Source organism: Actinomadura sp. KC06 (assembly GCF_004348735.1).
Taxonomy (GTDB): Bacteria; Actinomycetota; Actinomycetes; order Streptosporangiales; family Streptosporangiaceae; genus Spirillospora.
In genome coordinates this window covers 1-21,614 of the sequence record NZ_SMKT01000151.1, presented here as the reverse complement: position 1 = coordinate 21,614, position 21,614 = coordinate 1, and the positions used below count along the sequence as shown (strand labels likewise).

The 21,614-nt window shown below is 71.7% G+C and carries 17 protein-coding genes; 8 read left to right on the top strand and 9 right to left on the bottom strand.

The features are described 5' to 3' along the window. Both E1287_RS33700 and E1287_RS33695 read left to right on the top strand, forming a co-directional pair. Positions 1 to 1,435, top strand: a 1,435-nt coding sequence (locus tag E1287_RS33700) for an O-antigen ligase family protein (RefSeq protein ID WP_207934623.1), incomplete at its 5' end; no start/stop codon positions are given. 7 nt (positions 1,436 to 1,442) lie between these two features. Beyond that, positions 1,443 to 2,711 carry a hypothetical protein gene (locus tag E1287_RS33695; RefSeq protein ID WP_131969326.1) on the top strand — a complete coding sequence of 423 codons (1,269 nt, stop codon included), beginning with the start codon at positions 1,443 to 1,445 and terminating at the stop codon, positions 2,709 to 2,711. Between the two features lie 118 nt (positions 2,712 to 2,829). On the opposite strand, the gene E1287_RS33690 is transcribed toward E1287_RS33695, so the two are convergent. Then, positions 2,830 to 5,604 (bottom strand): PKD domain-containing protein, encoded by a 2,775-nt coding sequence (locus tag E1287_RS33690; RefSeq protein WP_165969321.1) that lies wholly within the window; start codon positions 5,602 to 5,604, stop codon positions 2,830 to 2,832. Between the two features lie 409 nt (positions 5,605 to 6,013). On the opposite strand from E1287_RS33690, the gene E1287_RS33685 reads away from it, so the two are divergent. From E1287_RS33685 to E1287_RS33660, 6 genes are all read left to right on the top strand, one after another. After that, the gene (locus E1287_RS33685) at positions 6,014 to 6,934 is read left to right on the top strand and encodes a phosphatase PAP2 family protein (protein WP_131969324.1); all 921 of its coding nucleotides are present in this window, start codon (positions 6,014 to 6,016) and stop codon (positions 6,932 to 6,934) included. A gap of 113 nt (positions 6,935 to 7,047) precedes the next feature. After that, positions 7,048 to 8,067, top strand: a complete 1,020-nt coding sequence (locus E1287_RS33680; protein ID WP_131969323.1) for a beta-mannanase — start codon at positions 7,048 to 7,050, stop codon at positions 8,065 to 8,067. After that, on the top strand, positions 8,064 to 8,933 hold the full coding sequence (locus E1287_RS33675; protein ID WP_243719609.1) for a sulfotransferase: 870 nt from the start codon (positions 8,064 to 8,066) through the stop codon (positions 8,931 to 8,933). Before E1287_RS33680 ends, E1287_RS33675 begins: the two co-directional genes overlap by 4 nt. Continuing rightward, positions 8,930 to 10,498, top strand: a complete 1,569-nt coding sequence (locus tag E1287_RS33670) for a polysaccharide biosynthesis C-terminal domain-containing protein (protein WP_131969322.1) — start codon at positions 8,930 to 8,932, stop codon at positions 10,496 to 10,498. The genes E1287_RS33675 and E1287_RS33670 overlap by 4 nt, the downstream gene beginning before the upstream one ends. A 45-nt stretch (positions 10,499 to 10,543) precedes the next feature. Then, positions 10,544 to 11,008, top strand: coding sequence for a PssD/Cps14F family polysaccharide biosynthesis glycosyltransferase (pssD, locus tag E1287_RS33665; RefSeq protein WP_131969321.1), 465 nt, complete (start codon positions 10,544 to 10,546; stop codon positions 11,006 to 11,008). After that, on the top strand, positions 11,005 to 12,519 hold the full coding sequence (locus E1287_RS33660) for a glycosyltransferase (protein WP_131969320.1): 1,515 nt from the start codon (positions 11,005 to 11,007) through the stop codon (positions 12,517 to 12,519). Before pssD ends, E1287_RS33660 begins: the two co-directional genes overlap by 4 nt. Before the next feature lie 6 nt (positions 12,520 to 12,525). Here the strand turns inward: E1287_RS33660 and E1287_RS33655 are convergent, their stop codons facing one another. From E1287_RS33655 to E1287_RS33620, 8 genes are all read right to left on the bottom strand, one after another. Further along, a complete protein-coding gene (locus tag E1287_RS33655) occupies positions 12,526 to 13,725 on the bottom strand; it encodes a hypothetical protein (protein WP_131969319.1) in 1,200 nt (399 codons plus the stop codon). A gap of 91 nt (positions 13,726 to 13,816) precedes the next feature. Further along, positions 13,817 to 14,746, bottom strand: a complete 930-nt coding sequence (locus tag E1287_RS33650) for a sulfotransferase (RefSeq protein ID WP_131969329.1) — start codon at positions 14,744 to 14,746, stop codon at positions 13,817 to 13,819. A gap of 38 nt (positions 14,747 to 14,784) precedes the next feature. Further along, positions 14,785 to 16,047 carry a GTP-binding protein gene (locus E1287_RS33645; RefSeq protein WP_131969328.1) on the bottom strand — a complete coding sequence of 421 codons (1,263 nt, stop codon included), beginning with the start codon at positions 16,045 to 16,047 and terminating at the stop codon, positions 14,785 to 14,787. Positions 16,048 to 16,091: 44 nt separating this feature from the next. After that, complete coding sequence (gene cysD, locus E1287_RS33640; RefSeq protein WP_131969318.1) at positions 16,092 to 17,009, bottom strand: sulfate adenylyltransferase subunit CysD; 918 nt, start codon at positions 17,007 to 17,009, stop codon at positions 16,092 to 16,094. A gap of 153 nt (positions 17,010 to 17,162) precedes the next feature. Further along, on the bottom strand, positions 17,163 to 18,155 hold the full coding sequence (locus tag E1287_RS33635; RefSeq protein ID WP_131969317.1) for an inositol monophosphatase family protein: 993 nt from the start codon (positions 18,153 to 18,155) through the stop codon (positions 17,163 to 17,165). A gap of 123 nt (positions 18,156 to 18,278) precedes the next feature. Further along, on the bottom strand, positions 18,279 to 19,754 hold the full coding sequence (locus tag E1287_RS33630; RefSeq protein WP_131969316.1) for a sugar transferase: 1,476 nt from the start codon (positions 19,752 to 19,754) through the stop codon (positions 18,279 to 18,281). Positions 19,755 to 20,045: 291 nt separating this feature from the next. After that, the gene (gene pth, locus E1287_RS33625) at positions 20,046 to 20,621 is read right to left on the bottom strand and encodes an aminoacyl-tRNA hydrolase (RefSeq protein WP_131969315.1); all 576 of its coding nucleotides are present in this window, start codon (positions 20,619 to 20,621) and stop codon (positions 20,046 to 20,048) included. A 144-nt stretch (positions 20,622 to 20,765) separates the two neighbouring features. After that, the gene (locus tag E1287_RS33620; protein WP_131969314.1) at positions 20,766 to 21,392 is read right to left on the bottom strand and encodes a 50S ribosomal protein L25/general stress protein Ctc; all 627 of its coding nucleotides are present in this window, start codon (positions 21,390 to 21,392) and stop codon (positions 20,766 to 20,768) included. Positions 21,393 to 21,614 lie beyond the last annotated feature (222 nt).

Here is a 21,614-nt window from a genome sequence, read left to right as displayed (position 1 = left end):
CGCCCCGCCCGGCCGCTCCCCCTCCGGCCGTCCTCGCCCTGGCCGCCCTGCCATGATCGTCGATCTGCCGCGCGAAGGGCGGACGTCCGCGCGGCCCCTGAGCTCGGTGCCCGAACCGGCCGCCGGGACGCCGGGCCGGCCGCTTCCCGCCTGGCCGCTGTACGCGCTGTTCGCGATCTACCCGGTGTGGTGGGCGCTCGGCATGACGTCGATCATCTGGGCGCTCGCCGCGGCCCCGATGGCGTGGCTGCTGATGCGCAAGCGGCGGATCCAGGTCCCGCCCGGCTTCGGGATCTGGGTGCTGTTCCTGGTCTGGGCCGTCGCCGGGGCCGCATCGCTCGGCCTCGTCGCCCCCGGCACCATGCCGAACTCCGGCGGCTTCCTCGGCTTCGCCCAGCGCATCGTCCTGTACACCGCCGCCACCGTCATGTTCCTCTACATCGGGAACCTCACCGAGGAGCGGATGCCGCTGCGCAGGCTCGCGCGGCTGCTGGGCCTCCTCGGGATCATGACGGTGATCGGCGGCGTCGCGGGCATCCTGTTCCCCGAGGTGAGCTTCGTCTCCCCGGTGGAGATGCTGCTGCCCAAGTCGATGACGTCCAGCAAATGGGTCGAGGACATGGTCCACCCGGGCCTGGCCCAGGTGCAGGACGTGGTCGGCGCGTCCAACGCGCGTCCCAAAGCGCCGTTCGAGTACACCAACATCTGGGGCAACAACCTCGTCGTCCTCATGGTGTGGGTGTTCGTCGGCTGGTGGGCCACCGGCTCCCGGGGCGCGAAATGGGCGGTGGCGCTGCTCGCCGTCGTCGCCGCGATCCCGACCGTCTACTCGCTCAACCGGGCGATGTGGCTCGGGATCGTCATCGCGGTCCTGTACGTCGCCTTCCGGCTGATGCTGCAGGGACGGCTCTTCGTGCTCGGGGTCCTGGCCCTCGGCCTGATCGTCGGGATGCTGGTGTTCGCGCTGTCCCCGCTGAGCACCATGGTCAAGGCCCGCGCCGAGAACGGGCACAGCGACAACATCCGGTCCACGCTCGCGCTGCGGTCGGTGGAGGCGGCGGCGAGCTCGCCCGTCCTCGGCTACGGGTCGGGGCGGGCGCTGCGCGGCAGCCCGTCGTCCATCGCCATCGGCCGGACGCCGACCTGCGAGCAGTGCGGCAACTCCACGGTCGGCAGCACCGGGCAGCTCTGGCTCCTCCTGATCTCCAACGGCTTCGTCGGGACGGCGCTGTTCTTCGGCTTCTTCCTGCATTCGCTGTGGCGCTACCGGCACGACCGAACCGCGTACGGCATCGGCGGCTCCCTCGTCGTGCTGCTGTCGTTCTGGTTCAGCACCGCCTACACGTCCGCGGGGTCGCCGCTGTCGCTGACCTTCGTGAGCCTTGCCCTGCTGTGGCGCAGCGACCAGGCGCGCCGCCAACGAGAGATCGGGTGATCGACAGGTGGGAACCTCCGACGGCACCGCGTCCGCCGTGTCGGGCCGCGCCCGCTACGTGGCGGAGATCGCGGCACTGCTGTGGCCGCCGCCGCGGCACGTCACGACCGGGTCCGGCGGCCCGCCCGCCGGTGCCGGACGGCCCGTCCGCGAGTACCTCCTCGTGCCGCACGGGCGGGAGCCGCGGCTGATGCTGCCCGCGTCGGGGCGTCCGGGCGCGGCGGCGGTGCTCGGGTTCAACAAGGACCGTTCCCGCAAGGCCGGCCTGCTGTCCCACGCGCTGGCGCTCGGCCTGCGGACCGGTGTGGGCGGCCCGCTGCTGCGCGACCGCGTCCGCGTCTACGACACCGGCGCGTCCCCGTCCCTAGACGAGGCGACCGCCGACGCGCCGGACATCGAGGGCTATCTCGGACGTGTCCTCGGCGCCGAGGTGATGATCGCCCTGCACATCGGCCCCGACCGCGCGAACCGCAAGCCGGTGGCGCAGGTCCTCGCGCGCGACGGGCGGACGATCGGCTACGCGAAGATCGGCGTCAACGAGCTGACCCGCGAGCTGGTCAGGGCCGAGCGGACGGCGCTGGAGAAGCTCGCGAAGCGCCCGATGCCCACGGTGCGGGTCCCGTCGATCGCGCACACCGGCCAGTGGAACGGGCTGGAGATCCTCGTCCTGGACCCGCTGCCGGTGTGGTCGCGGCACTCCACGCTCAGCCACGACCGCATGATGGCGGCGGTCGCGGAGGTCGCCGAGGTGGACGGTGTCGAGCGGCTGGCGCTCACCGCGGCCCCGTACTGGGACTCGCTCCGGTCCCGCGCCACGGCGCTCGACAGCGACGCGGGACGGGAGATCACGGCGGCGCTGGACCGTGTCGCGGAGCGCGCGGGCGACCGCGTGCTGCCCTTCGGCGCGTGGCACGGCGACTGGACGGCCTGGAACATGGCCGCGCTGCCCGACCGGATGCTGGTCTGGGACTGGGAGCGCTTCGGGACGGGCGTCCCGGTCGGTTTCGACGCCGTGCACTACGTGACGCAGGACGCCATCACCGAGGGCGGCGCCGATCCCCGGCAGGCCGCCGACGAGGGCATCGCCGGGGCGCCGAAGACGCTGGCGCCGCTCGGTCTCACGCCGGACGAGGCGACGCTCGTGGCCCTGCTGTATCTCGCCGAACTGGGCACCCGCTACCTGACCGACCGGCAGGACGAGGCCGGTGCACGGCTGGGACGTCTCGGCACCTGGCTCCTGCCGGTACTCACGTCCTGGTCGGACCGCGTGAGCTGACACCCGGGCACCTGACGAACGTCTGAGGGGCGGGCCATCGACTGGCCCGCCCCTCACACTTTTTCTCTTCAGCTGGCCCGTCCGGCCCGGCTCACGAGAGCCGGGCCGGACGGTGGCATCACGGCTGCGGCCGCAGCACGATCGTCCACATGGCGGCCTTGTTGGCGGCCACGTTCGCGGTCGCGGTGAGCCCGCCGTAGGCGCCGAGCGGGACGGACCCGCCCGAGTCGCCGACCAGGATGCTGATGCTCGACGAGCTGCCGCCGCCCTCGGTGCCGCGCGTCGTGATCGCCGGCGGCGCCGTCCAGGACGTCGTCGTCCCCTTGTCGGACCAGTAGGAGATGACCACGCTGCCCGGCGCGGCGACGTCCACCTTCGGCGTCACGTGCGTCGTGGCGGTCGTGAGCCCGACGCCGCTGGCCGCTGCCGCGACCGGGTCGGCGGCGGTGCCGCGGTAGGTCAGCAGCCTGATGTCGGTCTTGGCGTAGCCGCTGAGGCCGACCTTGACCGCGGAGCCGGCGTCGCCGGCGACGGCGACCCGCTTGTACACGGTGCTGGTCATGCTGCCCGCGGTGACCTCGTCGACCTTCGTCCAGCCGGGCGGCGGGGCGGTGACCGTGACCGTGCTGCTGTTCTTGGTCATGATCAGCACCATGCCGTCGCCGGGTGCGACGGCGGCGGGCACCGTCAGCGCCGGCGCGTTGGTGTTGCGGTTGTCGCCGGCGCCGCCGCGGTACGCGATGGCCTTGTCGACGACCTGGACGCTCTTGCTCACCGTGCCGGTGTCGCCGTCGTTGTCCGTCACCGTCAGCTTGACCGTGTAGGTGCCGCTCTCCGCGTAGGTGTGCTGCGGCGCGACGCCCGTGCCGGTGTTGCCGTCGCCGAAGTCCCACGCGTAGCCGGTGATCTGGCCGTCGGCGTCGGCGGACGTGGCGCCCTGGAAGGTGCACTCGCGCGCCTCGCAGGCGGTGGTGAACGCCGCCACCGGCTCCTTGTTGGCCGTGCCGGCGAGCAGGAACATGGCGCGGGAGCGCCAGTCCCCGGTCGAGTCGACGGTCTTGACGGTGCCCGCGACGGGCGCGCCGTTCTCGAAGTCGACGCTCTTGAGCGCGCCGCCGGACTGGCTCGCCCAGTACAGCTTGCCTCCGGCGACGAACATGCCCTGGACGTCGGTCCAGCTCAGCCCGGTGATGCCGGTGGACGCGGTGTACACCTCGCCGCCGACGATGCCGCTCTCCGGCTCGAAGTAGCGGTAGAAGAGCTTCCCGGTCGCGCCGAGGCCCGACCGCGTGTAGTAGACGCGGCCGTTCTGGAAGAACATGCCGGTGATGTCGTCCACCTCGCTGTGCCAGGTGGACATGTTCGCGAGCTGGTCGGCGGTGTTGATCGTCTCGGGCGTGCCGTAGGTCGTCCCGTCGAAGCTGCGGCGGTTGAAGGTGCCGTTGGACGCGCCGTAGTACAGCTGCCCGTTGATCATGAACGCGCCGCGCGCGGCGGACCAGGGGGTGCCGCCGTTCGGGACGGACGCGGCGGCCCCGGCCGTGGTGCCGTCGAAGTGGCGCTTGTCGACGTTGTTGTCGGGGTTGACGGGCTGGACGCCGCCGGCCATGAAGACGTCACCGGGAAGCTTGCCGGTGTTGTTCTTCGGGATCTCCTTGCCGCCCACGAGCGGGAACTTGGCGATCTTGGCGTGGTACTCGCCGCCGACCTGGTCGGTGTCGGCGCCGAACCACAGGCCGTCGGCGGTGGGGACGAGGTCCTCCACCGCGTGCCCGCGGTCGCGTCCCGGGTTCCAGGAGTAGGGGATGCCGTTGACGGGGTTGAGCGCGGCGATGCCGGGCCGGTTGACGGCGCCCTGGCAGGCGCGGTCGGCGCAGAACGGGTTGTTCAGCCAGCGGTTGTGGCCGCCGACGTAGACGGCCGCGCCGGTGATCGCGACGGCGCTCAGCGTGTCGCCGCCGGTGTGGTTGACCCAGGTGGGCTTGAGGTCGGTGCCGCTCTGGTCGGTCTTCCACCGGCTGGCGGTGTCGCAGAGGGTGTTGGCGTAGTAGGCGCCCGTCGAGACGATGACGAAGTACTCGCCGTCGGGCGAGAACTCGACGTCCCGCAGGTAGGTCTCGACCGAGCGGGTGCAGCGGGCCTCGAACGCCTTGGTGTAGTAGTTCGCCACCGTGGCCTTGTCGCCGGTGAGGTCGAGCATCGCGAACTGGTCGCGGGTCTTGCCCTCCATCTGCGTGAAGTTCCCGATGACGGCCATCTTGCTGGCGTCGGGGGTGATGGAGAACTGCCAGACCTTGGTGGTGCCGCCGTTGTGGAGGCCGCCGACGCCGACGTTGAGGAAGTCGGTGAGCTTGCCGGTCGTGGCGTCGAGCGCGGCCAGCGCGGCGTGCGGCTGGTTCGCGATCCTGGCGAAGGAGCCGCCGATGAACAGCCGGCCCTTGGACAGGCCGATCGTGCGGACCATGCCGTCGACGAGCGGCGGCTTGAACGTGGTGACCGTCGAGCCGTTGGCGACGTTCAGCAGCGCGACGCCCTTCTGCGCGGCGCCGTTCACGTTGTTGAAGGTGCCCGCGGCGTAGACGGACTTGCCGTCCGGCGCCGCCTGCAGGTCGTACACCGCGCGGTCGAGCTTCGGCACGAACGCGGTGTCGATCTTCCCGGTCGTCGCGTTGAAGGCGAGGATGTTCGCGCGAGCGAAGGCCGTGCTGTTGCCCACCTCCTTCACCTGTGTGAAGGTGCCACCCACGATGATCTTGTCACCGATCTGCTCGATCGCGTAGACGGTGCCGTCGAGGATGTTGGGGGACCAGTTCACCGGGTCTGGGCTCACCAGCCGGTCCTGGGTCAGCCGTTCCGCGGACGCCTGTCCCCCGAGGGCGAAAACCCCCGTCACGACAAGGACTACCGCGGCCAGCGCTCTACACGTTCGAACCATCTACGGTCACTCCTGGAATTGCCCCATCCGGGGGCCCACCGAGGCGCGGGACCTAATGAAGGGGACGGCCCCCGCGCACCACCGTTGCGCGAGAACGTTACCGCTAGCGCTTCCCCTGTCTCAGGAGTTTCCGGAGGTCATCCGGTGCTACACAAATTGTTATGTACGTTAAGTAAAAGTCGGTGACGTAAAGTGATTCTTGCCTGGGTGCGGTAAACCGCCCGCCCGGCCGGGGCGTCTACTCCTGACCGTTCTTCCACAGCCGGATTGGCCGGACGGCCCATGTGCCGTGCTACGGCATAATTGCGCAGACCCCTCTCTTACGCTGCGGCGTCCCGGCCTCCGGCCCGAACACTCTCAAGGTGCCATGTCCGTCTTCATTGCTCTCTTGCTGCCTTTGGGCCTTCTGCTGATCGCACTCGCGGGCGTCGCAGCCTTCCTCCGCGCCGGACGTCTGGAAACCACCCGCGGAGCGGACGCCCGCGGGGGCGGCGGGGAATCCGGCGGGCGCGGCGGGGTCGTCGCGGTGCTGCGCGGCGGGCCGCTGGGCCGGCTGAGCGCGCCCTTGCGGTTCGCCGTCGTGGCCGCCGGGACGCTCGCCGTCGGCTGGGGGATCTCCGCCGCGCTGGGCCCGGTGGCGGTGGCGTCCCAGCCGTTCGACGACTGGGTTTACCAGGGCATGGTGGACAACCAGATCGGGGCCTGGAAGTCCTTCAACGACGTGATCACCGATGTGAGCACGTCGTGGCTCGTCCGCGGGACGTGCGTCGGGGCCGCGCTGATGCTGGCGCTGGTGTGGCGGCGGCACCGCTGGCTGCCGGCGGCGGCGATGGGCGTCATGCTGTTCGCCTCGCACTACCTCGTCCTCGGCCTGACCTACCTGATGGACCGGCCCGCCCCGCCGGATTCGGGCGGCACCTATCCCTCGGGCGGGAACGTCCGGGTCGTCGCCGTGTACGGGATCGTGGCGGTCTTCTTCTTCCTCAGCGCGCGCACGGGACCGCGCGGCCGGGTGATCGGCTGGACGATCCTGGCCCTGCTCGCCTGGATCGAGGCATATTCTCGCACCTACCTGGCCGTCCACTGGGTGAGCGATGTGATCGCGGGCCTGATCTTCGGCGTCTTCCTTCTGATCGCGCTGAACCTCGCGACCCGCGCCGTCATCGGCGACGACGACCCCGCCCGCGACCCGGCCGAGCCGGACGCCGCAGGGCCGGAGCCGGCGTACGCGGCGAGCGCGCCGCAGCGGGCGACGACCGGCGCGGCCGGGCCGGGCGGGATGGCCTGAACGACTGCTGAACGAGGATCGGGGGGCGTTAGATCTTGAAGGAGCCGACCAATTCCCCGCAGGAGGGCGGACCCGCAGGGCCTGGCAGGCCCGGCGGGAGCCAGGACGGGAACGTGCCGGAGCGCCGCGGGACGGTCATGCGCCCGCGGGCGCTGGCCGTCGTCGCGGGCGCGGCGGCCGTCGTCCTGGCGGCCGTCGGAGGGCTGGCCTGGGCCGCCCGCGAGGACGGTCCCGCCGCCGTGCGGGAGCTCGACTCCTATCCGGCGGGCGGGCCGCGCCCGCCGGAGCGCGGCGCCTGGTTCGGCGCGTACGTCGACCCGAAGGGCGGCGACCACACCCAGCAGGGCCAGATCGACGCGGTCACCGACTTCGACCGGCGGATCGGCGGTCCGCTGGACCTCGTCCGCAGCTACTACCCGTGGGGCAAGCCGTTCCCGCGCGACGTCGACCAGAGGTTCGCCGGCGAGGGCCGGGTCATGATGATCGGCTGGGGCGGCACCGCCACCGACTCGATCATCGAGGGACGCGAGGACGACCTGATCCGCGAACGCGCCCGCGCGGTGAAGGGGCTCGGCAAGCCCGTCCTGCTGGCGTGGCGCGGCGAGATGGACCGGCCGAACCTGCAGAAGGAGATCGGCTCCCCGAAGCAGTACATCGCCGCGTGGCGGCGCATCAGGGGGATCTTCCACGACGAGGGGGCGTCCAACGTCGGCTGGGTGTGGTGCCCCACGGTCGAGGGCTTCGACGCCGGACGCGCCCCCGCCTACTACCCGGGGGACGGCCAGGTCGACTGGCTCTGCGCCGACGGGTACGCCTACCCGTCGCTGCGCCCGCCCGAGCAGATCTTCGGCTCGTTCCTGGCATGGGCGAAGAACCACGACAAACCGATCGTCATCGGCGAGTACGGCGCCGAGGAGCAGGGCGGCGCGCGCGCCGATTGGCTGCGCTCGTTCGGCGACTACATCCGGCGGCAGCCGCAGGTGAAGGCGCTCGCCTACTACGACAAGAACCACAAGCACAACAAGAAGACGACCATGTACTACTCGCTGCGCGGATATCCGGAATCGATGCGCGCGTTCCGCGAGCTCGCCCAGTCGTCCTATTTCAATCCTGACGGAAGGAGGCGGCCGTGACCGGTTCCCAGGCGCTGACGGGATCCGCCAAGCAGACGGTCCGCAGGAGCGTGCGGGCCGTGGGGCGCCTCACCCACGAGGCGCGGATGGTCCCCGACTTCCTCATCGTCGGGGCGCAGCGGTGCGGCACCACGTCGCTGTTCCGCTACCTGCGCGCGCATCCGGCCGTCCTGCGGGACCGGATGGACAAGGGCGTGCACTACTTCGACATGGCCTACGAGCGCGGTTTTCCTTGGTACCGCGCGCATTTCCCGCTCAAGGCGACCGCCCGTCTGGTGGAGCGCCGCGTCGGGGTGCGGCCGCAGACTTTCGAGGCCAGCCCTTTCTACATGTTCCATCCGCTCGCCCCGGAAAGGATCGCGCGGGATCTGCCGGGCGTGAAATTGATCGTCATGGTGCGGGACCCGGTGGAGCGCGCCTTTTCGGCGCACGCCCAGGAGGTGCGGCGGGGGTTCGAGTCCGAGCCGTTCGAGCGGGCGCTGGAACTGGAGGAGGAACGGCTGGACGGCGAGATCGACAAGATGGTCGCCGATCCGTCGTATCTGAGCTTCGCCGTCCAGCATCACGCCTACCGGGCCCGCGGCCGGTACGCCGAGCAGCTCGAACGGCTGGAGGGCCTCGTCGGACGGGAGCGCATCCACGTCATCGACAACCAGGAGCTGGCGACGAGCCCCGAGAGCGTCTACGACGGCGTGCTGACGTTCCTCGGCCTGCCCGCCGGGCAGTACCCGGCGTTCGAGCGGCACAACGCCGCGCCCCGCGCGTCGAAGCTCTCGGACGAGGTGCGCCAGGAACTGTCGGACTATTTCCTGCCCGAGGACGAGCGCCTCGCCGGCTGGCTCGGGAAGCCGCCGTCCTGGCGATGACGTCCACATCCGAAAAGACCACGACCCCCACGCGCGGGACCGCCGACCTGCGGGCGCTGGCGCGCGGCGGGGTCCTGAATTTCATGGGCGCCGGGTTCGCCGCCGTCGCCCAGTTCCTGTCGGTGGTGGTCCTCACCCGCGGGTTCAGCAAGCAGGAGGCGGGCGTCTTCTTCGCCGCCACCACCGTCTTCCTGATGGGTCTGGCGCTCGCGCGGCTCGGCACCGACGTCGGGCTCGTCTACTTCATCGCGCGGACGCGGGCGCTCGGCCTCGGGCACCGTGTCGCCGCCTACGTGCGCGCGGCGTTCGGGCCGACCGTCGTCGCGGCGATCGTGATCGCCGCCGTGCTGTACGCGGCCGCGCCGTGGATCGCCGAGGCAGCGGTGGACGGCCCGGCCGACGACGGCGCCCGCTACCTGCGCGCGCTCGCGCTGTTCCTGCCCGCGGCGGCCGTGTCGGACGCGGCGCTGGCGGCCACGCGCGGGTACCGCTCCATGCGCCCGACGGCGCTGGTCGAGAACATCGCCCGGCAGGGCCTGCAGCTGTCGCTGCTTGCGTGTCTCGCGCTGTTCGGCGCGACGTCGCTGCTGGGCGCGGCCTGGGCGGGCCCCTACATCGTGTCCGCGGTGATCGCCGTCCTGCTGCTGCGGGGGCTGATGCGCCGTCCCGTCCCGCCCCCCGAACCCGCCGTGGAGGCGTCAGAGAAGCCGGGTGAAGAGGCCGCGCGCGGCGGGACGGCGGGCGAGTTCTGGCGGTACACGGCGCCGCGCGCCATCGCGTCGGTGGCGCAGATCGTGCTGCAACGGTTCGACATCGTCCTGGTCGCGGCCATGCTCGGCCCGGTTCAGGCCGCCGTGTACACGGCGGCCACCCGCTACGTCGTGGTGGGGCAGATCGGCAACCAGGCCCTCGGGCAGGCGGTGCAGCCGCAGCTCAGCGCGGTCCTGTCGCGCGGCGACATGGCCGGGGCCCGGTCGCTCTACCAGACGGCGACGTGCTGGCTCGTCCTGCTCACCTGGCCCGTCTACCTGGTGTTCGCCACGTTCGCGCCCTACTCGCTGCAGCTCTTCGGCGGCGGGTACGAGGAGGGCGCCGACGTGGTGCTGATCCTGTCGCTGACCATGCTGTTCGCGACGATCTGCGGCCAGGTCGACACCGTGCTGATCATGGCGGGCAAGACGACCTGGAACCTCGCGAACATCGTGACCGCGATGACCGTCAACATCGTGGCCGACCTGCTGCTGATCCCGCGGCTCGGGATCACCGGCGCGGCGGCCGGCTGGGCGATCGCGCTGTTCGTCAAGAACGTCGTGCCGCTGGCGCAGATCGCGCACGTGCTGCGGCTGCATCCGTTCGGGCGCGGGACGCTCACCGCCGCCGCGCTCGCCGGGGTCGGCTTCGGCGTCCTGCCGCTGACCACGCGGCTGCTGCTGGACGGTCTCCTGCCGCTGCTCATCGCCACGTTCGCCGGCGCCTGCCTCTACGGCGCGGGCTGCCTGCTGCGCCGCGACGTCCTGCGCCTGGACGAGATCCGCCGCATCCGCCGACGCGCCGCCCCTTCCTAGACCAGCTCACGCTTGACCCCCACCCCATGCCCGTGAAGGAGTCCAATGCCACCGACCGGAAGACATGTCCTGCTGATCGGGTCCGCGGGCGGCCATCTGACGCAGCTGCTGGCCCTCGAACCCTGGTGGCGTCCGCATGAGCGCTCCTGGGTGACGTTCGAGTCCCGGCACGCGGAGTCGCTGCTGGACGGCGAGCAGGTGTCCTGGGCGTACCAGCCCACCACCCGCAACATCCCGAACCTGCTGCGCAACACCCGGCTCGCCTGGCGGCTGCTGCGCAAGTCGCGGCCGGACGTCGTGGTCTCCACCGGCGCCGGGGTCGCGCTTCCGTTCTTCGTCCTGGCCAAGCTGATGCGGATCCCGTCGGTGTACATCGAGGTGTACGACCGCATCGACTCGCCGACCCTCACCGGACGGCTGTGCCGCCCCTTCGCGTCGCTCTTCCTCGTCCAGTGGGACGAGCAGCGCCGCTTCTACCCGAACTCCGTCGTCGTGGGGAACCTGCTGTGAACGATCGTCCGCTGGTGCTCGTGACCGTCGGCACCGACTACCACCGCTTCGACCGGCTGATCGAGTGGGTGGACCGCTGGTTCGACGAGCTGGGGCGCGGCCGGGTCCGCTGCGTCGTCCAGCACGGCGCGTCCCGCGCGCCCGAGCACGCCGAGGCCCGCGACTTCCTCGACCACGTCGAGCTGCTGGACCTGATGGGGCGGGCGTCCGCGGTGGTGACGCACGCGGGCGCGTCCACGATCGGGGAGGCGCGCCGCCTCGGCCGGCTGCCGGTCATCGTGCCGCGCGACCCCGCCCTGGACGAGATCGTGGACGGCCACCAGATCGACTTCCTGCGGCGGATCGAGGAGAAGGGCCTCGTCGCCGCCTGCGCCACGGAGAAGGACCTCCGCACGCAGCTCGACCGGCTCCTCGACGAGCCGGACGCGTTCCTGCTGGCCGAGGGCGACTCCGGGGCCGTCCAGGCGGCGGCCGTCCAGCGGACCGGCTCGCTGATCGACACCCTGATGAACGTGCGCGCCAAGACCGCCGACGAGACGTCCGGCGAGGCGTCCGGCGAAACGGAACATGCCAAGGTCGAGGACGCCGGGGAGGCGGAGGGGTTCCCGAGCGTGACCGCCGTCGTCGCGACCCGCGACCGGCCGGAGCTGCTGCGCGTCGCGCTCGACTCGATCCTCGCCCAGGACTATCCCGGCGACGTCCACGTCCTCGTCGTCCACGACCAGAGCGAGATCGACGGCACGCTCGTCCTCGACAAGCCGGGCCGGCGGGTGTCGGTCATGGCCAACACCCGGGTGCCCGGCCTCGCCGGGGCGCGCAACTCCGGCATCCTCGCCGCCACGAGCGAGCTCGTCGCGTTCTGCGACGACGACGACCGGTGGCTGCCCGGCAAGCTGACCGCGCAGGTCGCGGCGCTGCGGGACGCGCCCGGCGCGGGCCTGGCGTGCTGCGGCATCCGCGTGCTGTACGACGACACGAAGGTCGACCGGGCGCTCGACCGCGGCGAGGTCACGTTCACCGACCTGCTGCGTTCCCGCCTCACCGAGCTGCACCCCTCGACGTTCCTGCTCCGCAGGGACGCGCTCATCGACCGGATCGGCCTGGTCAGCGAGGAGGTCCCGGGCAGCCACGGCGAGGACTACGAGTTCCTGCTGCGCGCCGCGCGGGACGCGCCGATCGTCAACGTCCAGGACGTGCACGTCGAGGTGCTGTGGCACAAGCGGTCGTACTTCGCGCAGCGGTGGCGCGTCATCGCCGAGGCGCTGGCCTGGCTGCTGGAGCGCTTCCCCGAGTTCCGCCTCATGCCCGCCGGGTACGGGCGGATCGCCGGGCAGATCGCGTTCGCGGAGGCGGCGTCGGGCCGCCGCCGGGCCGCGCTGCGGTGGGTGCGCCGGACCGTCCGGGCGAACTGGCGGGAGCCGCGCGCCTACCTGGCCGTCGCGATCGCCTGCCGCCTCGTCGGCGCCGACCGGATCGTCCGGTTCCTGCACCGCCGCGGACGGGGAGTCTGAAGCGGGTCAGCCGGTAAGGCGGAACTTGGTGGTGTACGGGGCGCGGCCCGCCTTCGCGAGGGCCGCGACCTCGGCGGGCCTGTCCAGCAGCCGGTACGGGCACACCATGCCCTTGGGCGGCTGCCACAGCTGGACGGCCTTGATCTGCGGGTACCGCGCCAGCGCCGCCGGGAGCTGCTGGTACCAGCGGACGGACAGCGCAGGGTCGGCGAACCGCACGGACGCCATGCCGTTCAGCATGTACGGCTTGCGCGGGTCGATCCCGGCCTTCACGCCGTCCGTCTTGAGCCAGTCGTAGAACGGCTTGAAGGTCTGCTCGAACGTCCGGAACCGGCGGTTCTCCCAGACTCGGCCGTCGCAGAGCGTCCCGAGGTAGTTCTCCCAGCCGATCCAGTCGACGTACCGGTTGCCCGGGTAGAAGCCCGCCGCGCGCGGGAAGTTGCCGGAGTAGCCGGTGAGGACCCACGTCCAGACGGCGTTGGTCGCGCCGTTGCGCTCGTAGATGGCGTGGACGCGGCGCCAGGCGCGCGCGAAGTCGGCCGGGGTGCCGCGCGTCCGCGCCTTCTCCTTGGTGTCGGGCTCGTGGTCGAACGTCAGGAAGACGGGCTCGCCGAAGGCGGCGACGCCGCGGGCCTGCTTGGTCAGCGCGGAGTCCCAGCGTCCGGCGGCGACGTCGCTCCACCGGGCCGACCCGGAGCCGGAGAAGGGGCGGGACGCGATGTTGATGTGCAGGATGCGTCCCTGCGCGGCCAGCCGCTTCGCCTCGCGGCTCGGCACCGTGGTCTGGTCGACGCCGTGCCAGAAGTGCACCAGGTCGAACCGGCGGCCGAGCTTGGCCTCCAGCACGTGGAGCGGGTCGATGCCGGGGCTGTCGCCCCACAGGACGCCGCAGCGCGGCACGAGGTTCGCGCCGAGGACGCAGTCGCCGGTGCCCGTCCGCCGTGGCCGCGGCGCGTAGGTCTCCCGGGTCGCGGCGTCGGCGGCGCCGTTCGGGGACGCCTGCGGCGCGGGCCGCGACGTGGGCGTCCCGACCGACGGGGACGGAGCCTGGGCGTCGGCGGCGGGACGGGCGTCGGCCACGCCGCGCCCGTCGTGGAGCACGTAGGCGGCGCCGGACGCGGCCGCGACGCTCGCCGCGGTCACGGCCAGCGCGGCACGGCGGCGCCTCCGCCGGGACCGGCTGGAACCCTCGGGTGGACGTCGCACAGCCAGAAACCTAGCCGTACCGCGACCTCCCGTGCATCCACGGCCACATCCGGACAACCCAGACACACTGGTCGGCGTGGGTTCCCGGCGGTCAGCCTCCGGGGCGGCGCCGGTAGCCGTAGCGGCCGAGCATCGGCATCGTCACGGCCGTGACCAGCGCCCGGTGCGCGGGACGCGTCGCCTCGCGCCACGCCTCGTCCGCCCGCAGCTCGACCCGTCCGGTACGGAACCGCATCGGGTTGCCCGCCACCTGGTGGTTGGCGCTCAGCTCCACCGTGGCGGGGTCGGTGAACGGCGGCTCGGCCTCGTCCAGCCCGGCGAATCCGGCGATGCCGCGCACGGTGCCGGCGGGCGCGGCGGCGAAGTCCTCGTAGCGGACGCGCAGCGTCGGGACGCCCGCCCGGGCCAGCAGGTCGAACCCGAAGTTCTGGGCGTCCCAGTGCAGCGCGGTCTTCCCCGGCGACCAGCGCGCCATGAACTCGCCCTCGGCCGTCTCGCCGACCGCCTCCGGCCGCCGCACCGTCTTCGCCCACGAATGCGCCACGGCGCGCGGGTCCCGGACGACGTGGACGATCCGCAGGTCGATCTCCGGGCTCCACCGCAGGCAGTGCGCCAGCGAGGCCGACTTGCTGGAGTCGATCAGCACCCGGGCGCCGCTCACCTCGCGGACGGCGCCGTACAGCCGGGCGTACACGGCGTTGTGCTTCTCGACGCGTCCGCGCAGGTCGTCGGCCAGGCGGGCGCGGGCGAGGGACGGGATGTACCGGGTGCGGTCCGCCGACGCCTTCACGTCCAGGAAGCCGGCGACGTCGAACGACGGCCAGCCGCCGAACGCCCTCTCCCCCGCCTTCCGCCACAGCCCGCAGTCGTGGAACGGCTCGCCGCAGCCGCAGCGCTCGCCGTCCACCACGCCGCGCTGCCACAGGTGGACGACCTCGCCCATCGCGAACGCGCCGTCCAGCTCGCCCAGGATCCGCTCCAGCAGCGTCGAGCCGCTGCGCCCGAGCCCGCCGATGAACAGGACCCGGACCGGCGCCGCGTCCCCGCCCGCGCGCGCCACTACCGGGCGCCGGTGATCATGCCGGCGCCGACGGTGTTGTTGGTGGCCTCGTCGATCAGGATGAAGCCGCCGGTGAGGCGGTTGCGGCCGTAGTCGTCGACGAACAGCGGCTGCGTGACGCGGAGGGAGACGCGGCCGATCTCGTTCAGCTCCAGGGCGGCGGCCTGGTCGTCGCGGTGCAGCGTGTTGACGTCCAGGCGGTAGTGCAGGTCCTTCACCAGCGCCCGCGCGGTGCGCGTCGTGTGCTTGATGATCAGCTTGGACCGGGGGCCGAGGGTCCGGTCGGGGGTCATCCAGCAGACCATCGCGTCGATGTCCTGCGCGACCTCCGGCCGGTTGTGCGGACGCGCGATCATGTCGCCGCGGGAGATGTCGATGTCGTCGGCGAGGCGCAGCGTGACCGACATCGGCGCGTACGCCTCGTCGACCGGCCCGCGCGGCCCGTCGATGTGCGTGATCGTCGTGGTCAGCCCGGACGGCAGGTGCACCACCTCATCGCCCGGCTTGAGCACGCCGCCCGCGACCTGCCCCGCGTAGCCGCGGTAGTCGTGCAGCTCGGGGTCGGTGGAGGCGTGCGGCCGGATCACGTACTGCACCGGGAACCGCACGTCGATCAGGTTCCGGTCGGACGCGATGTGCACGTGCTCCAGGTGGTGCAGCAGCGACGACCCCTCGTACCACGGCGTGTTCACGCTCCGCTGGACGACGTTGTCGCCGTGCAGCGCCGAGATCGGGATGAACGTCATGTCCGTCACCTCCAGCTTGGAGGCGAACGCGGTGAATTCGTCCACGATCCGCTCGTAGACGCCCTGGTCGTAGTCGACCAGGTCCATCTTGTTGATCGCGACGACGAGGTGCGGGACCTGCAGCAGCGTGGTCAGGAACGCATGCCGCCGCGACTGCTCCAGGATGCCCTTGCGGGCGTCCACCAGGATGATCGCCAGGTCGGCGGTCGACGCGCCCGTCACCATGTTGCGCGTGTACTGAATATGGCCCGGGGTGTCGGCGATGATGAACTTGCGGCGCGGCGTCGCGAAGTAGCGGTACGCCACGTCGATCGTGATGCCCTGCTCCCGCTCGGCGCGCAGCCCGTCGGTCAGCAGCGCCAGGTTCGTGTACTCCTCGCCGCGGTCGGCGCTGGTCTTCTCCACCGACTCCAGCTGGTCCTCGAAGATCGACTTGGAGTCGAACAGCAGCCGGCCGATCAGCGTGGACTTGCCGTCGTCGACGCTGCCGGCGGTGGCGAACCGCAGGAGATCCATGCTCTTGCCCGTGGAGGGCCGCTGGGCGGACTCGAAACCGGCCATTAGAAGTAGCCCTCCTTCTTGCGGTCCTCCATGGCGGCCTCGCTGGTGCGGTCGTCGGCGCGGGTCTGGCCGCGCTCGGTGATCCGCGTGGCCGCGATCTCCTCGATCACCTCGTCCAGCGTCGCGGCGGACGACTTCACCGCGCCGGTGCAGGACGCGTCGCCGACCGTCCGGTACCGGACGGTCGCCTCGAACTCCGGCTCGTCGTCGCCGCGGTTCGCGAACCCGGTCTCGGCGTCCAGCAGGAGGCCGTCCCGCTCGAACACGCGGCGGGTGTGCGCGAAGTAGATCGGCGGGAGCTCCAGCTCCTCCCGGCGGACATAGTCCCAGATGTCCAGCTCCGTCCAGTTCGACAGCGGGAACACCCGCACATGCTCACCCTGGACGATCTTGGTGTTGAACAGGTTCCACAGCTCCGGGCGCTGATTCTTCGGATCCCACTGCCCGAACTCGTCCCGGAACGACACCACCCGCTCCTTCGCCCTGGCCTTCTCCTCGTCGCGGCGCGCCCCGCCGAACGCCGCGTCGAACCGGTGCTCCTCGATGGCGTCCAGCAGCGACGTCGTCTGCAGCCGGTTCCGGGACGCGCGGCGCCCCTTCTCCTCCACCACCCGGCCGCTGTCGATCGACTCCTGCACGGACGCCACCACCAGCCGGATCCCGAGGTCGGCGACCCTGCGGTCGCGGAACTCGATCACCTCGGGGAAGTTGTGCCCGGTGTCGACGTGCATCACCGGGAACGGGATCGGCGCCGGCCAGAACGCCTTCTGCGCCAGCCGCAGCATCACGATGCTGTCCTTGCCGCCCGAGAACAGCAGCACCGGCCGCTCGAACTCGGCCGCCACCTCCCGGAAGATGTGGATCGACTCGGCCTCAAGGACGTCCAACTGTGACAGCAGATAGTCGCAACGCTGCATGGTCTAGGGCTCTTTTCACGCTGTTGTGGCAGATGCACCGGTGGCCGACGGGACGGACGGCCACACCAGGTCGAACACCGGCCCGCCGCTGATCAATCCCGCCAGGCCGGAGCCTGTCAGGACGGTTCCGCGAGGCGGACCCGGCGTGCGGGGTCAGCCGGGCAGGGCGCCGCGCACGTCCCGGATGCCGGTCAGCAGCGTCGGCGCCGACACGGGGTGGCACACCAGGATATCCGGCAGCCGGGGGTCCTCCCGGTTGTACTCCAGCGCGGCCCCGTCCACCCGGGACGCGTGGGCGCCCGCGGCGAGCGCCACCGCCGCCGGCGCCGCCGAATCCCACTCGTACTGGCCGCCGGCGTGCACGTAGGCGTCGACCTCGCCGAGCAGGACCGCGGAGATCTTCGCCCCCGCCGACCCGATCGGCACCAGCTCCACGTCGATGCCGTCCGAGGGGGGGCGACCCCCTACTCCCCCCTGACCTGCCTTGGCGAGGCCTTCCGCCAGCAGCCGGACGAATTCGGGCGGGCGGGTGCGGCTGACGGCGATGCGGAGCTTGCCCGCGTCCGGCGCCGGGACGTGCAGCGGGACCTCGCGCGGCCGCCCCGTGCGGGAGGCGTCCCGTCCGGCGGTCACCGGGTCGGGCTCGCCGGGATCCACCCGGACGAGGGAGGCGCCGCCGGTCGCGTCCGTCCGGAGGGTCAGGCCCTGCGCCGGGAGCGCCACCGCCCCCGCCACGAGCCGGCCGCCGCCGGACGGGTCGCGCCGCCACAGCGCCACGTGGACGGCCCAGTCGCGGCGGCCCTCCTCGGAGAACTCGCGGGTGCCGTCCAGCGGGTCGACGATCCACACCCGGTCGGCCGTGCGCCGCTCCGCGTCGGAGGTGTTGCGGGTCGGGGCGCGATCGTCGCCGCCCGCCCGCTTCCCCGCGACCGCCGAGCGGCCCTCCTCGGACAGGACGGCGTCGCCGGGACAGCGCTCGGCCAGCGCCGCCATGAGGTACTCGTGCGCACGCAGGTCGCCCGTGTCCTTCAGGGCCCGCGCGTCGGCGAAGCCCTGCTCGTCCCGAACGTCCAGCAGCAGCCGTCCCGCCTCGGCGGCCAGTTCCGCCGCCAGCGCGTGGTCGTCCGCCGCCGCTTCCACCGTCATCCCTTGATCACATTCCCGACTCGGCCGAGTTGCTCGGTCAACTTTCTCATGCGTCCAGGGTCCCGCCGGGCGGCAGGGTGGACGATGCCGAAATGGGCGGTCGGCAGGTCATCGGCCGGCGGATCAGTACGCGCCGGAGCCGCGGAAGACCGCCGACCAGGTCTTCCACATGATCTGCAGGTCGAGGGCCAGCGTCCAGTTGTCGACGTACCGCAGGTCGAGCCGGACCGACTCCTCCCACGTCAGGTCGGAGCGGCCGGACACCTGCCACAGGCCCGTCAGCCCCGGCTTCACCACCAGCCGCCGGTACACGTCGCCGCCGTACTGGGCGACCTCCTCCGGCAGCGGCGGACGCGGCCCGACCAGCGACATGTCGCCGCGCAGGACGTTGAACAGCTGCGGCAGCTCGTCCAGCGAGTACCGGCGCAGCCACCGTCCCACCCGGGTCACCCGCGGGTCCGCGCGGATCTTGAAGAGCACGCCGTCGTTCTCGTTGTGCTGCATCAGCTCGATCTTGCGGGCCTCCGCGTCCCGCACCATCGTGCGGAACTTCAGCACGGTGAACTCGCGGCCGCCGCGGCCCACCCGGACCTGCCGGAACATCACCGGGCCCGCGCTCGTCACCTTGATCAGGAACGCGACGGTCAGCAGCAGCGGGCTCAGCAGGACCAGCCCGCCCAGCGCCGCCGTCCGGTCGAACGCGCCCTTGAGGATCTTCCGGCCGCCGTCCAGCTCGGGGTGCTCCACGTGCAGCAGCGGCAGCCCCGCCACCGGCCTGATCGAGATGCGGGGGCCGGTCACGTCCATCAGCGCGGGCGCGACCACCAGCTCGACGTCGTCGCGCTCGATCTGCCAGGCCAGCCGGCGCAGCGCCGTCCCGTCCATCTCCGGGCAGGCCAGCACCGCCACCGAGTCGGCGCCGATCCGGTCGGCGACCGCGGCCGCCTGGCTGAAGTCGCCCAGCACCGGCACGCCCTCGACCTCGCTGACGGCGTCGTCGCCCGCGGCCAGCGCGGGCGGCAGGCACACGGCCGCGATGTCCATCCCGTGGTAGCGCTTCTGCCGCAGCACCCGGATCAGGTCGGCGACGGACGTGCGGTGCCCCACCGCGACCACGCGGCGCATGCACTCGCCGTTCCAGCGCTTGCGGTGCAGCCACTTGCGGAGCCGGTACCGCGCGAACACGTTGAGGAGCGTGCCGAGCGGCATCGCCATCACCACGTAGCCGCGGGCGACCTCCGTCTTGGTGGCGTACGCGATGATCGCCAGCGCGGCCGTGAGGATGAACCCGGCCCGCAGCACGCGGTGGAACTCCTCGTAGCCGACGCCGATGTACCTCGGCTGGTAGGCCCGGCACATCATCAGCGTCGGCACCCACACCATGGGCAGCGCCACCGTCAGCGCCACGTACGGCACCGTCGGGTCGGTCGGCACCCCGGGGAACCGGAGGACGAAAGCGATCACGCCGGCCAGGAGCATGCTGAGGAAATCGAGATAGCCGGCGACCCGCCGGTACAATCCGCTCCAGCTCTGGAAGGTCGCTCGCCGCTGCTCATGGCTGATCGATGACTCGGCCTGCACCTTGTCAACGACGGCCATAAACCACTCACCAATCCCCTGTAACGCGCGCCCCGTCAGCGCGATTCACACCGAAGACGGTTGAACGTCGCGTGAGGTTCACAAGCATCATGAACCACATTCGAGCAGCATCCTACGTCCGCTTTACCGTGGTCATCGGACAAACACGCACATCACTGCGACAATCCCGGCAAACCAGCCCGGACGTGCGGCGGAACCTTCCCCAGGAGCACGCGCGGCCCCGGATAGTGATCTTGCGGTCCCGCTCTGTGGCCGGATCCGGTCAGCCGTTTGAGGCCCCGGGCCGCCCGCTCAGCCCGCGTGGAAGACGTTCTGCGCCGCGCCCAGACCCTCGGTGATCAGCGCCTCCACGGCGTCCGCCGCCCGGTCCACGTCGAGGTCGAGGTCCTTGCGCTCGGCCGCCGAGAAGTCCTTCAGGACGAACGCCGCCGCGTCCATCCGACCGGGCGGCCTGCCCACCCCGAACCGCACCCGCAGGTACTCGCGCGTCCCGAGCGACCGCGTGACCGACCGCAGCCCGTTGTGACCGTTATCACCGCCGCCGAGCTTCAGCCGCACCGCGCCGAACGGGATGTCCAGCTCGTCGTGGACGACGATCAGCCGCTCCGCCGGCACCTTGTAGAAGTCGCACAGCCCCTTCACCGGGCCGCCCGACTCGTTCATGAACGACCTCGGCTTCGCCAGCACCGCCCGCGCGCCCGCCAGGCGTCCCTCCAGCACGTCCGCCCGCGCCCGGTGCGACTTGAACCGCCCGCCCGCCCGCGCGGCCAGGACGTCCAGCACCATGAACCCGGCGTTGTGCCTGTTCTTCGCGTACGACGGACCGGGGTTGCCCAGGCCGGCCACCAGCCAGAGATCCGCGCTCACCCGAACTCCTCCACCACGAGGCCCACCGAAACAACCGAGGCCCCCGGACAACAGGGACGGCCCCCGCCGGTGCGCACACCCGCGGGGGCCGTGTAATGCAGCCTTGAAGTGCGGCCGGCTACCCGGCGCGCGCCGCCGCCTCCGTCACTCGGAGGCGGACTCGCCCTCGGCCGCGCCCTCGCCCTCCGCCTCGGCGGCCTCGGCCTCGGCCTCGACCTCCGGCTCGGTGGCCACGCTCGCGTCGCGGATCTGGACGATCAGGATGTCGTCGTCGGCCACCAGCGTGGTGCCGGACGGCAGCTTCAGGTCCTTGGCCAGCACCTGGCTGTCGATCTCCAGGCCGCTGATGTCCAGCTCGACGGACTCGGGGATGTGCGTGGCCTCCGTCTCGACGGAGATCTCCACCACGGTCTGCGCCACCTGGCCGCCCGGAACCACGTCGCCGGTCAGGACGACCGGCAGGTCGACGACGACCTTCTCGCCGCGCTTGACCAGCAGCAGGTCGACGTGCTCCAGGAACCCCTTGACCGGGTCGCGCTGCACGTCCTTCGGCAGCGCCAGCTCGGCGCCGTCGCCGACGCCCTCGATGGTCAGCAGCACGTTCGGCGTCTTGAGCGCGAGCATCAGGTCGTGGCCCGGCAGCGAGATGTGCTGCGGGTCGGTGCCGTGACCGTAGAGCACGGCGGGCACCCTGCCGGCCCGGCGGGTGCGCCGCGCGGCACCCTTACCGAACTCGGTGCGCGGCTCGGCGGCGATGCGTACCTCGGACACGGCGAAAACTCCTCATTGTTGCGATCCACGGCCGTCCGCCATCGGACGTCCGCTACGGACAGTAGCGATCCTCGCACGCCTACCGGGGGCGGGCGAATCAAAGACTCTTTGCGTTACCCAGGGAGCGCGGAACCTAACCGGCACGCACTGAACAACCTGAGAAAGACGCGGGTCGGCCAAGTCTAGCCGATCGAAGACCCACCCCAAGCCGCAGCCCCGCAC